The 14,681-nt window shown below is 61.3% G+C and carries 15 protein-coding genes and 3 pseudogenes; 13 read left to right on the top strand and 5 right to left on the bottom strand.

Going from position 1 to position 14,681, the window contains the following annotated elements; genetic code table 11:
- Nucleotides 1-38 precede the first annotated feature (38 nt).
- Nucleotides 39-659 (bottom strand): cation efflux transmembrane domain-containing protein, encoded by a 621-nt coding sequence (locus AC0J5K_RS21120; protein ID WP_152453295.1) that lies wholly within the window; start codon nucleotides 657-659, stop codon nucleotides 39-41.
- An 82-nt stretch (nucleotides 660-741) separates the two neighbouring features.
- Nucleotides 742-1,170: a MerR family transcriptional regulator gene (locus tag AC0J5K_RS21115; protein ID WP_007803476.1), complete on the bottom strand. Its 429-nt coding sequence runs from the start codon at nucleotides 1,168-1,170 to the stop codon at nucleotides 742-744.
- 213 nt (nucleotides 1,171-1,383) lie between these two features.
- Between AC0J5K_RS21115 and AC0J5K_RS21110 the strand changes: the two genes are divergently transcribed.
- The 10 genes and pseudogenes from AC0J5K_RS21110 to AC0J5K_RS21065 form a co-directional block, all read left to right on the top strand.
- Nucleotides 1,384-1,950: an SCO family protein gene (locus tag AC0J5K_RS21110; protein WP_040643209.1), complete on the top strand. Its 567-nt coding sequence runs from the start codon at nucleotides 1,384-1,386 to the stop codon at nucleotides 1,948-1,950.
- 5 nt (nucleotides 1,951-1,955) lie between these two features.
- Nucleotides 1,956-2,378, top strand: coding sequence for a disulfide bond formation protein B (locus AC0J5K_RS21105; RefSeq protein WP_046002647.1), 423 nt, complete (start codon nucleotides 1,956-1,958; stop codon nucleotides 2,376-2,378).
- Nucleotides 2,375-3,034 carry a DsbA family protein gene (locus AC0J5K_RS21100; RefSeq protein ID WP_050532586.1) on the top strand — a complete coding sequence of 220 codons (660 nt, stop codon included), beginning with the start codon at nucleotides 2,375-2,377 and terminating at the stop codon, nucleotides 3,032-3,034. The genes AC0J5K_RS21105 and AC0J5K_RS21100 overlap by 4 nt, the downstream gene beginning before the upstream one ends.
- Nucleotides 3,035-3,056: 22 nt before the next feature.
- Nucleotides 3,057-3,527: a copper chaperone PCu(A)C gene (locus tag AC0J5K_RS21095; protein ID WP_005647556.1), complete on the top strand. Its 471-nt coding sequence runs from the start codon at nucleotides 3,057-3,059 to the stop codon at nucleotides 3,525-3,527.
- A complete protein-coding gene (locus tag AC0J5K_RS21090; protein ID WP_152453297.1) occupies nucleotides 3,527-4,153 on the top strand; it encodes an SCO family protein in 627 nt (208 codons plus the stop codon). Before AC0J5K_RS21095 ends, AC0J5K_RS21090 begins: the two co-directional genes overlap by 1 nt.
- Entirely contained in the window at nucleotides 4,150-5,523 is a 1,374-nt protein-coding gene (locus tag AC0J5K_RS21085) for a M23 family metallopeptidase (RefSeq protein WP_152453299.1), read from the top strand. Before AC0J5K_RS21090 ends, AC0J5K_RS21085 begins: the two co-directional genes overlap by 4 nt.
- Nucleotides 5,524-5,526: 3 nt before the next feature.
- Entirely contained in the window at nucleotides 5,527-5,985 is a 459-nt protein-coding gene (locus AC0J5K_RS21080; protein ID WP_050532589.1) for a DUF411 domain-containing protein, read from the top strand.
- Between the two features lie 22 nt (nucleotides 5,986-6,007).
- The gene (locus AC0J5K_RS21075; RefSeq protein ID WP_048535492.1) at nucleotides 6,008-6,790 is read left to right on the top strand and encodes a ZIP family metal transporter; all 783 of its coding nucleotides are present in this window, start codon (nucleotides 6,008-6,010) and stop codon (nucleotides 6,788-6,790) included.
- A gap of 4 nt (nucleotides 6,791-6,794) precedes the next feature.
- A complete protein-coding gene (gene lspA / locus AC0J5K_RS21070; protein ID WP_048535494.1) occupies nucleotides 6,795-7,268 on the top strand; it encodes a signal peptidase II in 474 nt (157 codons plus the stop codon).
- Nucleotides 7,265-7,843 (top strand): annotated as a pseudogene (locus AC0J5K_RS21065) (apolipoprotein N-acyltransferase); the annotation flags it as partial. The gene lspA and the pseudogene AC0J5K_RS21065, both read left to right, overlap by 4 nt.
- Nucleotides 7,844-7,893: 50 nt before the next feature.
- On the opposite strand, the gene AC0J5K_RS21060 reads toward AC0J5K_RS21065, so the two are convergent.
- From AC0J5K_RS21060 to AC0J5K_RS21050, 3 genes are read right to left on the bottom strand one after another with little or no spacing between them, the layout of a single operon-like run.
- Complete coding sequence (locus tag AC0J5K_RS21060) at nucleotides 7,894-8,685, bottom strand: TniQ family protein (protein WP_008335465.1); 792 nt, start codon at nucleotides 8,683-8,685, stop codon at nucleotides 7,894-7,896.
- Nucleotides 8,682-9,563 carry a TniB family NTP-binding protein gene (locus tag AC0J5K_RS21055; protein ID WP_024099410.1) on the bottom strand — a complete coding sequence of 294 codons (882 nt, stop codon included), beginning with the start codon at nucleotides 9,561-9,563 and terminating at the stop codon, nucleotides 8,682-8,684. The genes AC0J5K_RS21060 and AC0J5K_RS21055 overlap by 4 nt, the downstream gene beginning before the upstream one ends.
- Before the next feature lies 1 nt (nucleotide 9,564).
- On the bottom strand, nucleotides 9,565-11,199 hold the full coding sequence (locus AC0J5K_RS21050) for a Mu transposase C-terminal domain-containing protein (RefSeq protein ID WP_024099411.1): 1,635 nt from the start codon (nucleotides 11,197-11,199) through the stop codon (nucleotides 9,565-9,567).
- A gap of 145 nt (nucleotides 11,200-11,344) precedes the next feature.
- Between AC0J5K_RS21050 and AC0J5K_RS21045 the strand changes: the two are divergent.
- The 3 genes and pseudogenes from AC0J5K_RS21045 to AC0J5K_RS21035 all read left to right on the top strand — a co-directional run.
- A pseudogene (locus AC0J5K_RS21045) lies at nucleotides 11,345-11,509 on the top strand (IS110 family transposase); the annotation flags it as partial.
- Between the two features lie 390 nt (nucleotides 11,510-11,899).
- Nucleotides 11,900-12,753: pseudogene (locus tag AC0J5K_RS21040) on the top strand (IS5 family transposase).
- A gap of 149 nt (nucleotides 12,754-12,902) precedes the next feature.
- Nucleotides 12,903-14,342: a hypothetical protein gene (locus AC0J5K_RS21035; RefSeq protein WP_024099412.1), complete on the top strand. Its 1,440-nt coding sequence runs from the start codon at nucleotides 12,903-12,905 to the stop codon at nucleotides 14,340-14,342.
- Nucleotides 14,343-14,681 lie beyond the last annotated feature (339 nt).

Here is a 14,681-nt window from a genome sequence, read left to right as displayed (position 1 = left end):
TGTAGTTGCTACAGTCACTGTAGCTTCAAGCCCCGATTTCAGGCCGAGTCCTTGGTTACCTGATCGTCATTGTGCACCGCCTTGTGGTGTTCACCATGCGCGTCTCTCAGGATTCCGACGCCACCCCAGGCCGCGATGCCGGCGACAATCACGCCCACGACAAGGTCCGGCCAATTCGTTCCGAGCCAGGCTACGAGCCCGCCTGCGACGACGATTCCGAGATTGGCCGCGAAGTCGTTCCAGCTGAACGTATTCGCCGCTCGGATGTTCACGTCCGGATCGCGAAGCCGTGCCAACAGCCAGACGCAAAGTGCGTTGATGGCCGCCGCTACCAGCGCCATGACAATCATGATCGTGCCAAGAGGATCCGATCCGCCGACGTAGCGGCGCCAGGCGTCATACAGGATTCCAAGGGCGAAGAGGATCAGCAGGCCGCCCGAAACGTTCGCCGCTCCGCGCTTCCACCTGGCGGAGCGGGACAGCGCGAAGAGGCTGATCGCGTAGACGAAACTGTCCGACAGATTGTCGAGGCCATTGGCGATAAGCGCGCTTGAATCGCCGAATGCGCCCGAGGCGAAGAAAGCGATTGCCAGCCCGATGTTAAGACCCAGCACGATCCAGAGTGTGCGTCTTTCCGTTGCGTTTCTCTGCTCCGCCATGCCGGGTATCCAAATTAGTGAATTGCCAATGAGTAACTAACACCGGGCTTTTTGCGTTCCGATCAAAGGTCGTCGAAATTGCTCAGGCGCCGATCTCTTCATGGTCGGTCAGGCATTCGGAATGGTCGCGCAGTACCTCGAGCACACGGCAATCAGAAGTCTGTCCGCCGCTGCACTCATGCACCATCCGCTTCAATTCCGTCCGCAGCGCCTCGAGCCGCGCCAATCGTTGCTCGACCTGTTTGAGTTGCCGACGGGCGATTGCATCCGCCTCTGCACAGGACTTTCCCGGATGATCGCTGAGATCGAGGAGCTCACGGATCGCGTCCAACGAGAAGCCCAGTTGCCGAGCGTGCCGGACGAATGACAAGCGGTCGAGTTCGGCGTCGCCATAGCGTCGTTGGCCCCCCTCGGTCCTGCCGGGCTCAGGCATAAGTCCGATCTGCTCGTAATACCGGATGGTCTGCACTTTTGTTCCGGTCTTCTTCGCCAGAGTCCCAATCGTCAGCATTTCCGCTCCCCACATTACCTACAGTGGGTGTAGCTTTATGCGGTGCGCATCACAAGCTTCACCTGAGTTTCACAGATAGGTGATTGTTGGCCGATCGGTGACAATCACGCTTGAACCTACAGTAGCTAGAGGATGTAAACGCACACAAAATATAGAATCAAGTTCGGGCGGAGCGGCGTGAGGCTTTCAGGTCTTCAGAAGGTATTGTGGGTGTTGGCGGGCGCGGCGGCGTTCGTTTTCATCTGGCTGTTGCTATGGTCCGACTACCGTGCCGACCTTGCCCGAGCCGAGAATGAACCACCGTTTCTTGCTGATTTCGAACTGACCGATCATCGCGGCATTGTCCAAACGGACGAAGATTTCGCAGGGCGCTGGATGCTGGTCTTCTTTGGCTTCACCAATTGCCCTGACGTCTGTCCGACAACACTGTCCGAAGTCGCGGCCGTGATGGAGGGCCTGGGCGATGAGGCGGCAGTGGTTCAGCCGATTTTCATAACGATCGATCCCGAGCGAGATACGCCGACGGCTTTAGCGGAGTACGTGCCCATGTTCGACGCAGGGATCATCGGGCTTACCGGTACACCGGAGCAGATCGCCGCGACATCCGAAACTTTTCCGATATTCTATGAACGGATCGAGCAGGCGACTGCGCCGGGCGGATACACGATGGGTCACACGTCGCATCTTTTCCTTTTCGACACGCAAGCAGGCTTCGCGGACTCCTGGCCCTACGGCACGCCCGCCGAAGAGATCCTCGCCGATCTGAGAGAGAGGATCTGATCGTCATGACCCGACTTTCCGGAGAGACGGCCCTCGGGCTGGCCTGGATCATCGCGCTCACCGCGTCGCTTGCAGTGCTCTTCATCGGCGAGGTTCTGGGGCAGACACCTTGCGTGCTTTGCTGGTTTCAGCGTGCCTTCATGTTTCCCTTGGCCATCGTCCTCGGGCTCGGGCTGTGGTGGCAGGATCGGCGCGTGGGTCGCTACGGGATCGCGCTGGCAATCGGGGGCGCCGCCATAGCGCTCTGGCACCTCGGCCTCTATGTCGAGCTGATCCCCGAACGCATCCAGCCCTGCACGGCGACAGGCCCATCCTGTACTGACGACAATCAACTGGTCTTCGGCATTCCGATTCCTCTGATGGCGCTCGTCGCCTTCGTGGTGATCGGGCTGCTGTCGGCTCTCTCACTGAAGGAAGCACAAGAATGAAACGACGCGGCCTCATCCTGTCCGTTCTCGCGCTCGGGGTCGCCGGTTTCGGCGGGGCCGCCTGGTATGCCACCCGCCCCGACCCGATTGCCGCGTCCGATCCCATCGACCCTGAAATGGCCAACGCGCTGATCCGACCCTATTCCCCGATCCTCGGGCCCGAGGATGCGCCCGTAACCATCGTTGAATTCTTCGACCCGGCCTGCGAGGCATGCCGCGCTTTCTATCCGGTCGTCGAGGATATCATGGCGGAGCACGGAGACGCGGTGCGCGTTGTAATCCGCTATACGCCTTTTCACGGCGAGGCGTCGGTAGAAGCGATCCGTGTGCTCGAGGCGGCGCGCATGCAGGACGTGTTTGAACCTGTGCTCGAGGCAGTCTTGCGAGAGCAGCCCAGATGGGCGTCTCACGGGACCCCGGCACCCGGATTGATCCTTGAGATTGCAGCAAGCGGAGGTCTGGATGTCGAAGCTGCCCGGACACAGATGCTGGCCCCCGGTGTTGTGGCGGTGCTCAACCAGGACCGCGCCGATGTCGAGACAGTCGGGGTCCGCCAAACGCCCACGTTCTTCGTGAACGGCAAGCCTCTCGATCCGTTCGGTGAGGCCGAATTGCGGAGGCTGGTGGCAGTGGAAGTTGCGGCAAGCCAAAGCTGATTTGCGGAGGCAGGAGAAACGAGTGGTGAAGAAGTTGAGATATACCAATGCATTGGCCGTGCTTTTGACGGTTGCAGGGCTGTCGGCCCCCGCACTGGCCGGTTCGGAGGATGTCGTGGTCGAGAATGCGTGGTCCCGCGCCTCGATCGGCGTCAACAGGCCAGGTGCCGCCTATATGACCGTGCGCAACACGGGTGAAGACGCCGTTACGCTGACCGGACTTGCGACACCGCTGGCAATGATGCCCGAGATCCATGAGTCGAAAACCAACTCCGTTGGCGTCAGTTCCATGGCACCTGCAGGCGAGATCACGATTGAGCCCGGCCAAAGCGTGGCATTGGAGCCGGGCGGGTTGCACGCCATGCTCATGAAGCTGCAAGAGCCGATGACCGAAGGCGAGAATTTCCCGCTGACACTGACCTTCTCGGATGGCGGCAAGGTGACGGTCGAGGTCCCAATCCTCGGAATCGCCGCGCGTGGACCGGAGGGCTGATGCAACGTCGGCAGGTCCTTCTATACGGCGCAGCCGGTGCCGGCGTTCTTGGCCTGACGCTCTTCGTGGGCTGGTGGCGGGTGGACGGGCCCGGTGCGCCTGAACCAAAAGGGCAGCGGCCCCTGCCCCTATCGGCGATGGAGTTCCGGCTGACCGACCACGAGGAAAATGAGGTAGGGCCTGGCAACCTGATCGGTCGTCCGACAATGGTGTTTTTCGGGTTCACCTACTGCCCGGACGTCTGCCCGACGACCCTATCGGATATTTCCGGCTGGCTTGAGGAACTGGGCGACGAAGCATCAGAGATGAACGTGGTCTTCATCACGGTCGACCCGGAGCGGGACACGGTCGAGGCCATGGCCGAATATGTCGGCTATTTTCATCCGGTCATTCGTGGTTGGACGGGGCCGGAAGACCAGATTGCCCGCGCTGCAGAAGGGTTTCGTGCCTCATTTGAGCGCGTCCCGACTGAGGGCGGCGGCTATACGATGAACCATACGGCAAGCGTATTCCTGTTCGATGCCGAGGGTGAGCTCGTCACCATGATCGACTATCACGAGCCAAGAGAATTCGCGGTGCCGAAGATCCGGCGCGCACTGACAGAAGACGTAGAGGGGGCAACATGAAGATAAGAACTGTCTTGGCGGCCGTTGCGGTCGCAGGCGCATTTTCGGTGACCGCCATCGCCATCTCTGGCGTTCTGTCCAAAGAACCGGTGCCCCCTGCGATTGCTGAAGCGACCCTCTGGACTCCCGATCCGCTTGCGCCGCCTCGGATTACCGAAACCAATTCGGTCCGCCCTACACTCGCCCAGGCAGATATCGCATTCGAGTTCAGACCCCGGCCCCTCCTGACCGTTTCCCCCGCTGATACCTCCTTGCCATCTATCGAGCCCCAGCTGGTCACCTGGTCGCGCGAGATTGCGTCGGGCGAGACGCTTGATGCGGTCCTTTCCGATGCGGGGCTGGATGCTTCGGATCGCGCCGAAATCGCCTTGGCGATTGGCGCGGAATACGATCTGCGCCGTCTGCGTCCGGGTCACATCATTACCGTGGTTTCCACAACGGACGACAACCCGCGTCGTGTAGAACTAGCCGTCGATGACGGTGTCCGGATAGAGGCGGTCTTCGGCGAACAGCTTGCCGCCCGCGTGTTGGAGCCGGATCCCGAATTGGTGACTTTCGCTGGCGAGGCGGTGATCGAGAGCTCGATTTTCGCCGCCCTAGACACGGCAGACATCCCCGCCCGTTTTGCGGTGGACCTGGCGCAGATGCTGGGCGGCACCGTGGATTTCCGTCGTGATCTTGCGGGTGGCGAGACGATGCGCCTCCTTTGGCGCGAGGCCCGAGACGGGAACAAGAGGATTGGTCAGCCCGAGCTTGCCTTTGCCGCACTGGATATCGATGGCTCGGTCTATGAAATCGTCTGGCCGAACGACGGCAGCGGCCAAGCGACGATCTATGTCGACGGAGAAGTCCTGCGCGTGTTTGCGCAACCGGTCGAAGGTGCACGGCTGAGTTCTGTGTTCGGGCGCCGCACCCATCCGGTCTACGGCAATGTACGGATGCACACAGGGGTCGACTTCGCGGCGGCGCGCGGCACGCCGGTACAGGCGACGGCGCCGGGCCGCGTTCGCTTCATCGGCCGACGCGGTGGGTATGGCCGGGTCGTCGAGATCGCTCATGGCTCCGACACCCTGACGCGCTATGCGCATCTGAGCGCCGTACCGGACGGGCTCACACAAGGGCAACGCGTGATGGCCGGAGATATGATCGGGCGGGTCGGTGCGACGGGTACCGCGACAGGCCCCAACCTACATTACGAAGTGCTGGTGGACGGTCGCCCAACCGACCCTCTCTCTGACGACCGATTGGCAGAGGCGGCCGAGCGTGAAGCGGACGACACGGCCGCGCTTGAGCGACTGCGTGAGGCGCGTTCACTTCTTGCTGAGAGGCTCGCCAGCGAATTTGCACAGACGACAACCGAAAGGCTTTGATCCATGAAACGATTTACTCCCGCCCTTGCCATCGCATTTGCCTTGCTTCCCGCGGCGCAGGCCGTCGCAGAGACGATTCAGATCGACGTCCGGAAGACAAACGGCTGCGGCTGTTGCCTGTCCTGGATGAAGCACCTCGAGGAGAATGGCTTCGCGCCGATGGGCGAGGACATGTTCGGAGGATCTCTTGTGCGCTTCAAACTCGACAATGGCGTGCCGCAGCGCATGGTGTCCTGCCATACTGCTCTGGTCGACGGCTATGTGATCGAGGGCCACGTGCCGGCGGCTGACATCCAACGCCTGCTGGAGGACCGGCCAGACGCGGTAGGCCTGGCGGTGCCGGGAATGCCCTACGGGTCGCCCGGCATGGGACCGGAGGACGACCGGGAGGCTTACGATGTCTTCCTGATCCACGAAGACGGATCGACCGAGGTCTACACCAGCTACTCGGCTCCTGACTGAACTCGCGGCAGAACCTTAACAATTGGAACCCCTCTCCCCCATAGCGCTTGGCTTTCTTGGAAGCCTGGCCGCCGGATCGCTGACCGCGGTCGGGGCGGTCCCCGTTCTTTTTGGGCGCATCCCGTCCCGGGCCACGCGCGATCTGCTGCTTGGCTTCGCGGCGGGTGTCATGCTCGCGGCTTCGTTCTTCTCGCTGATCATCCCGGCTCTCGACGCAGCTGAAGGACAGTTCGACAACGGTGCTCTCCCGGCGGCCATCGTATGTGTTGCGATCCTGCTTGGCATGGGCGCGGTCGCTCTGATGAACGAACGGCTGCCGCATGAACATTTCAAGACGGGGCGGGAAGGTCCCGACGCCGCATCGCTGCGGCGCGTCTGGCTTTTCATCATCGCGATCACTATCCACAATTTTCCCGAAGGGCTTGCCGTCGGCGTCGGGTTCGGGGCTGACGGTTTGTCGGGCGGGTTGCCACTTGCGATCGGTATTGGATTACAGAATGCCCCCGAAGGTCTGGCGGTGGCGGTTTCGTTGCTCGGCGAGGGCTATTCCAGGTTTCGCGCCTGGGGCATCGCCGCCCTGACCGGTCTCGTCGAGCCCGTCGGCGGGCTCATCGGCGCGGGTATCATCGGCATCTCGCAACCGCTGCTGCCTTGGGGTCTCGCCTTCGCAGCAGGGGCGATGCTCTATGTCATCAGCCACGAGATCATTCCGGAAACCCACCGGTCCGGACATCAGAACAGGGCGACGCTCGGCCTCGCGGTTGGTCTTGTGATCATGTTGTTCCTCGACGTCTGGCTGGGATAAGCGGATGAGATCTTGCCTCTTCGTCGGTCTGCTTGCTGCTCTGATCGCCTTTCTTGTCGATCAGGCAACGAAGGCAATCGTTGTTTCCAATGCGACTGTTCTTAGTTCCGGCGTATCGGTCTTTCCCGGCTTCAATCTCATCTACCTGCGCAATGACGGGGTGACCTTCGGGCTTCTCGGCGGTGCGCCGTGGTGGAGCCTTGTCGTATTGGCACTTGGCATCTGCGTCTGGTTGGCGGCTATGCTGATCCGTTCCAGCAGCCGGGTCGAGGCCATTGCCTATGGTGCGATCATCGGCGGTGCTCTCGGCAATATTCTGGACCGCCTGCGCTATCGTGCGGTGACGGATTTCCTCGATTTCTACATCGGGACGGCGCACTGGCCTGCCTTCAACATGGCCGATGTTTTTGTGGTTGGCGGCGTGATGCTGCTGCTCATTGCGCCGTGGGTTGGCGCTCGACTTCAGACCGATTCATGAAGCCGGGTTTGCCGCAGATCGTTAGTGAGGACCCGAACCTGTTCCAGTGCATGGGTCTTGCCCTTGTTGCCGGCGGATTGACGGTTTTGACCCTTCCGCCGTTTTCTTGGCTCATGGCGGTCCCTGTCGCCTTCTCAGTGCTCTTTATCGTTCTCCGGAACATCTCAACCTCGCGCGCTTTCCTTGTCGGTTGGGCTTTCGGACTGGGCCAATTCGGGATTGGAATTTCCTGGATCGCCGAGAGCTTTTACGTCGATGCCGAACGTTTCGGCGCACTGGCGATCCCGGCGGTCGCGGGTCTGTCCGCCGGACTTGCCATCTTCCCGGGCATGGCGGCGATGCTTTTTGCCGCCATCATGCAGCGCCGAGCTTTCGGCGGCATTGCGGCGGGCCTTCTGTTTGCAACCTGCTGGGTGGTCACGGAGTGGCTGCGGGGTCATATCCTGACGGGGTTTCCCTGGAACCTTGCCGCTTATGCCCTTGTCGACTATGCCGCCCTGCGCCAACCCGCCGCCTGGGTCGGCAGCTACGGTTTGGGCTTTCTCACGGTCTTCATCGGCATATTGCCAGGTGTCGCGTTGCCCTTAAATCTGAGACACGACGCGTTCGGGGATATTTTTTGCCCTTAATTATGAGATTCCACTGCCATCGCGCCTATGCTTTTCGCGCGCTGCCGGGCGATGTAAACAACCGCGGCAAGCAGACGTGGCTCCTTATCGAAGGCGCGCAATAGAGCAACCCTTGCATAGTCGTCGATGCCGGAGCTTGAGATGGCCGCTTTGACCAGTGGACGGGATTGGGCTGCATCAATTGCAGCAAGGCCAAACAGCCTTACTTCCAGCCTGTGGCCCTGAAGAGCGTATAACGGATCTCCGCGGAAGGCCTTTAATGATATGGCAAAGGTGACCGCGCGCATTGCGCGCCGAAATTGCTTGGAGCTGCGTAATCGCGCGGCGTATTCAAGCCGCGCGGCGCCGTTGCGCGCACGATTTATCAGCTTTTCGGGCATCTGTTCGCCACTGGCCTTGCCGAGCGTCGGCACAAGTCTCGTCCCACAAACCTGGCAGTCGAATGCCCAGGCTCGCCTCCAATGCTTGAGCGAAAGGCCCTCTCTGGAACATTGCAGGCAATGCTGGAATGGTATCTGGGCCGTCAGCGAGGCTTCTCGTGTCGTCATTGCTGGGAAGGTCAAAGATCGCACAACATCTGGGTCAATCCGTGCGGCGTTGGCAATCTTCGCCGCCGCAGCCGCGTCGACGTTGAAGTTCAAGGCGGTGCCATGCGCGGTATCGATTCTGAGATGAGCCAGTAGTTCCGCATCATCACAGTAGTTGGCCGCCGCCAGCCTAGACAACCAACCTGACAACAACTCGTCGGGCAGCGGCGCGACAGTCTTGGGCAGCGGGTGCGGCTTCACACCCCGGACTTCTCGAGCCGCCGATGGGGGTTCGCATGGCGCGACCAAACCGGCGTCCATTTTGCGATTGCGTCATCGGTGATGCATTCATCACCTGTGACAATGGCGTCGATGGAAAGATCCTTGATCAGGGCGAAGATGCGCGAGGTCACCCCGCCGGTCAGCGCAAGTATCTGCTTTAGTGACTTGACCTTCAGATTGGATTTCTTCTCGAGGGGCATTGCCGCGATGAGTGTCTGGATCATGTCCGAGAACTCGGCGTCGTCGCGCCAGTTTGGAAGGTGATGTTCGTCCAGCCGCCTGGCAAGCTGGATATCACCACGGATGGCATCGACGGCCTCGCTGACCCCCAGGCAGACCAGCGACACTTCGAGTTCATTGCTGAGATACCGCAGAACATTGAGAAAGCGGCGCTGTTCGCGGTGGGTCCCGGCCAAGAGGTTGTGGACTTCGTCGATCATGATCATCCGCAGGCCAAGGTCGCGCAAGAGCGCGACGACACGGACTTCGAGGGAGGCCACATTTTGAGCGCGCGCGCTCAGTGCCGTGGCCGGTGCCCCGACGGTCGCCAGGATGTGCAGATAGAACCGTCGTTCGTCGGGAGCTGGTGGTGCTTGTAACAGTAACAGCGGCGTTCGCGTAATTCCCGATGCTGGGTCATATTCCGGTGCATATCTGCGCGAAAGATTGCGGGCGATCATCGTCTTTCCGATCCCGGACGCGCCATGCACAAGAAGGCCAGGCATACGGGTTTGCCTTGGCGCTTCGATCATACACTGCAAACGGTCCAGAACTTGTTCGGCCCGCGGAAAGCCAATCCAGATATCCGATTGAATGAGGGTGATCCGACCGTCTTCCTCTGTTTTTCCTGCCCTCAATTCACCATCTCTCCACCTTGAACAATGGGCGCGATGTATCACCCGTATCGATCGCGCGCAGCCCTTCGGTTGTTGAGACGGCCGAGTTGGCGCCCTCCAATGTCCCTTTTCTTTCACGGGATCGGCGTTCGGCCCTCGTCAGGCTCCGGCTTTCAGACTCGATTTGGCGTTGCTGTCGGATCAGCTCAGCCAGGACCAGCTCATTGGACCCGGACTTGCCAAGGGCACGGGCATTCCTCATGGCTTCGCGATATTCCCAGAGCGACACAGGCGGAATTTCCAGGTTTCGGTACCGAGCTTCGACGTATCGGTCATTATCCAGTTCGACCCAGATCACCGAGAGGTCGCGAGGGTCGTAGCGGACGACCACCTTTCCATCCCCGCGCCCGATGTGGCCTGCAAGCGCATCGGACCAGTACCGTATCTGGAACAGATGGATGCCGTCACGCCTGACCTTGCGCAGTTCACTTGGCAGAAAGCTCACCCGAAAGGCTTCAATCTCGAAGGGGATATCGCCCATCATTTGCTCTGAGAGCGCCTCCCATTTGGCAACGGGCGTGCAGCCAAGACTTGAATGAATGCTGTTGTTGTAGCGGCAGATTTCCAGAGCAAACCAGCGATCGAAGTCGCTTAAGGTCATCGTGGCCATGCCCTCGGCGTCATAGTCGCCCTTGGCCACGACCGAGGATTGCGTTGTTCCAGGCAACAGGTGCACGGCCCCCATCATCGTGCCGATCAATCGTTCGATGTGCCCTCCGAAATGAGGACTGCCTGGCGGCCGATAGACCAGATCGATCCCCCATTCCGCACATGCCGACCGAAAGGCATGCGACCGGAAATCGCGCCCGTTATCGACGTGGATGCTATGCGGTTTACCCTGCGCGGGCCAAGGAACATTGCGCACCAATTCCGCCAGAAGTTCCGCCTTGGGGGCCACAGCCTGTGTCAGGCAAAGCGCCACCGACAGACGCGAAGGTGCCTCGAGAGAGGTGTAATATCCGGTCACCATCCGCGTTGCGACGTCGATCGCCAGCGTGACCCAAGGCCGCCCAATTGGTTTGCGTTCAAAACTGTCGACGAGAATGATGTCCGCAGGCGTATGGTCGATTTGCACGACCTCCAGTGGCCGGTTTGCCTTGTTGTCGCCTACGACCGGCGCAAATTTCTGGCGGGCCGCCTTTGCGCCTTCGCGTGCCTTGGCAATTTCACGGGCATCCATTGCATCCAGCCTGCGCTGAACCGTCCGACGTGTCGGCGGTTGCAAGCCCTGCTGCCAGCACGCGCTTCGGATTTCTGTCACGATGCGCGACAGGCTTGGGCGTTCCCGCCGTAAGAAATAACGGCGAAGATGTTCTTCGATCACCGCTTCCACCTTGCCGGATATCAAGGTTGTACCAGTCGGGCGGCCCCGTTTCCGAGAAGCCAGCGCGCTGGTGCGCCCACCCTCTTCGGCCAGACGCTTTATCCAGCGCCAGACAGTCGCCCTGCTGACACCAAGCTCCCAAACGGCGTCATTGATGCCACTTTCCAGACTGCCAGTTCCTTTGAGATATGCCTGAACAAGCGGACGCAGAACGGCCGCCCTGCGCGCCTCCTCAGCACCAGCGGCAACGAAGTCTTCGCGATCATCATCCATCAATATTTGCCACACGAAGCTGCGAACCCTGTCTCAGGTTTAAGGGCAAAAATATCGGATTTAAAGGCAAAATATCATATTTAAGGGCAAAGCAAGGCCGTTGATTTCGTTGGATTTCTCATCTCACAATTAAGGGCTACGCGACAGGCATGTTCATGCCGCTGCCCGGCCGGGCACATGGCTTGGCGAGATGCTGACGCGCAAGCCGCCGATGCTGGTGCGGGTCGCGCTGGCGAACAAAATGGCGCGGATCGTCTGGGCGCTGATGGCCCGAGGCGGCGCCTACCAGTCTCCGACCGCTGCGGCGTAAGCCGTCACTGGTCGCGAGGACGTCGGAGCGGAAGAGGGCAAGGAGACGTTTGGCGCACGGTCGTGAGACGGGATCGGGAGAACCAGAGCGCAACAGAGTGCCATCGAGCACGCGGCTTTGATCTGGACCCGACCTGCGAACACCATACGGGCCCGCGGCGTGATGATGGCCGCAACAGAGGCCGGATACATGTCAGCACCCGACACCGCGCGAAACTGATCCAGAAACCCTCTTGCGCAAGGGGCGGTTATACATGTTGCGCAAATGCTGTGAAGGTTTCACCTTGCGAATCCAGTCTGTTAGTCAGGCTGCATGAGCAGACCCATACCCCCGACCTACAAGACCAGGAACTGGCCAGCCTACAATGAAGCAGTCAAGCGCCGGGGCTCGCTGACGATCTGGTTTGACCCCGAGATGAGCTGGGATGCCGCGCCGACAGGCAGGCGTGGCCGCCAGCAGACCTACAGCGATGCCGCTATCCAGACGTGCCTCTCGATGAAAGTGCTGTTCGGCATGGCGCTCCGGCAGACGACCGGGTTCGTCGAGAGCCTGCTACGGCTGGTCGGCCTGAACTGGACGGTGCCCGACTTCAGCACGCTATCTCGCCGCCAGAAGACCTTGGCCGTGAACATCCCCTACCGCGGCTCCAAGGGGCCGTTGCACCTGCTGATCGACAGCACCGGGATCAAGGTCGAAGGTGAAGGCGAGTGGCACGCACGCAAGCATGGCGGCCCGAAACGGCGCGTCTGGCGCAAGCTCCACCTTGGGATCGATGAAGAAACGTTGGAGATCCGGGCCGTCGAAGTCACCGGGAGCCACATCGGTGATGCGCCCATCCTACCCACCTTCTCGACCAAATCCCGCAGGACCAGGAAATCGGTAGCGTTACGGCTGATGGCGCCTACGACACGCGCAAATGCCACGATGCGATTGCAGATCGCGGTGCCCATGCCGTCATCCCGCCCCGCAAGAACGCGAAGCCCTGGAAGACGATCACCGCCGGAGCCGTGGCGCGAAATGAGGCCCTGCGCGCGGCGAAATACCTGGGCCGCGCGCTCTGGCGACGATGGAGTGGATACCACCGCCGAAGCCGCGTCGAGACAAAGATGCATTGTATCAAGTTGCTGGGCCAGCGGCTCATGGCACGGGACTTCGATCGACAGGTCGCCGAACTCCAGGTCCGCATCGCCGTCCTGAACGGCTACACCGCGCTCGGAATACCCGTCACGGAAGCTGTGGGATAAGTCCGTCCGGGGAAAGGGGAACCTCGGCCTTAAGCCGATTTGTGCATCAGAGCCCTTGACACTAATAATTAGCTATCTATGTTTTTCCCGGCGATGGTTCCCCGGAAGAGGAGCCGGATTTCATCGCTGCATCAAACTGGAGGAAATTCATGTCACGGACAGCCAATTTGGCCGGCCCGCGTTCGCGGACCGGAATGGTGGTGCTTTGCCTCGCTCTGACCGCGGGCTTCGCCCCGCTCGCGTCGGCGCAGGAGCAGCCCGCCTTCAACGAACATGCGGGAACCCTGCCGGACGGGACGGCATGGCTGATCCGCGTGCCCGAGAACTGGAATGGTCGACTACTCAGGGATCTGGATTTCGCCAGCAACGTTTCGGTCGCGTCAGCGGTCCAGCGGTATGACGACCTGCTCGGTCGTGGCTATGCCTTCGCCGGGCTCGCCCGGCACCCGCTGCGCCTGTGGCAATACGATCCGCAGCGTGAAATCCTGAATCTACAAGCTGTTCAGGACATTTTCACGGACCTGGAGCGCGCTCCTGACATGGTGCTGCAATACGGCTGTTCTGGCGGAGGGCTCGACAGCCTCGCTTCGGCCGAGGATTACCCGGACAGGATCGACGGTGCCGCCGTGCTTGCCGCCCATACGCCGGTCTGGATCATGAGCAGTTTCCTGGATGGCTGGTTCGCCATGCAGACCCTGCTGGGCGAAAGCTATGAGGCCGCTGGGCACGGTCCGGCCAGCGATCTCGCCATCGTCGGCCTGCCCAATGCCGGAGCGGGTGGCGAGCGCAGCCTTGACGCGATCCGTGCGTCCTGGATGGCCGCCATCGAAACGGCGGGCGAAAGCCCGGAGGGCCGCGCGCGGCTGGCGCTTGCCTTCGCCATCGGACAGTGGTCGCCGTGGATGGTCGAGGGGACCGAACTACCCGACACCGCGGATGCCGGCGCCATGGCCGACATGATCGTGGCCTCGGCGCTGCGCATCGGCGGTAATGTTGGCGGGTCCTCGCGGCTTCTGTTCGAAAACGCCGCATCGGGGCAGCAACTTTCCGGGAACGAGGGGGTCGACTATGCCGCCTTCTACCAGAATGCCGCACCCGCGATGGCGCGGACGGTTGAGGCGCTCTACGAACAGGCCGGTTTGGACCTTCAGGCCGACATTGCCAGGATCGACGCCGCCCCCCGCATCGCGGCCTCGGATTATGCGCGCGATTTCTGGGCCGCAGACGGGCGCACGACGACCGGCGATCTGCAGGTTCCGGCGATCCGCATCCACATGCTGGGCGACTGGGCCATTCCCTACACGCTGATGGAAGGCTACGGCGCGCTGGTGCAGGAGCAGGGTACCGGCGATCTGTATCGGCAGTCGCTGGTCCAGGGCACGGGCCATTGCGAGTTCACGGCTGCCGAAAGCACGGCCATCGTCGAGACCCTGGTCGAACGGATCGAAACGGGCGCCTGGCCCGAGACATCGCCCGAGGCGCTGAACGCCGCAGCCGAGGCGCTGGAAACCGGGAGCGCCCCCCGGTTCATCGAACACGGTGATTGGCGCGTGGCAGCCTATAACCGGCCCTGGGTTCCGGCAGAATGAGCCGATGGGGAACTGGCGCTGCGCCGGTTCCCCCACAGGTCCGGTGGCGCAAGTCATTGGTGGACCGTCGCCAACGCGCAGTGGGCATCTCTGGCGAGGGCAAGTGTTCCCATGTCTGGACGACCCCTGCTGCGCAAGCTGGGAATTGACGCGCCTATGCCGAAAGCAGTCATGTCTACGGCCTTTGTGGTGCGGTCTAGCCGCTGGCCCAGATGAAGTCCGCGGATCGGGTCCCAATCAAAATTGCGCGCTTTCTGCGCCTTGACCCCCTGGGGTGTCCCGATCCCCGGTTCGACCGGTTTGTCATCTCTTCTCAGCTTCACGCATTCCGTCAGCGGT

This window comes from Marinovum sp. E3 (genome assembly GCF_055755275.1).
This window is presented reverse-complemented; position numbering and strand designations above follow the sequence as displayed.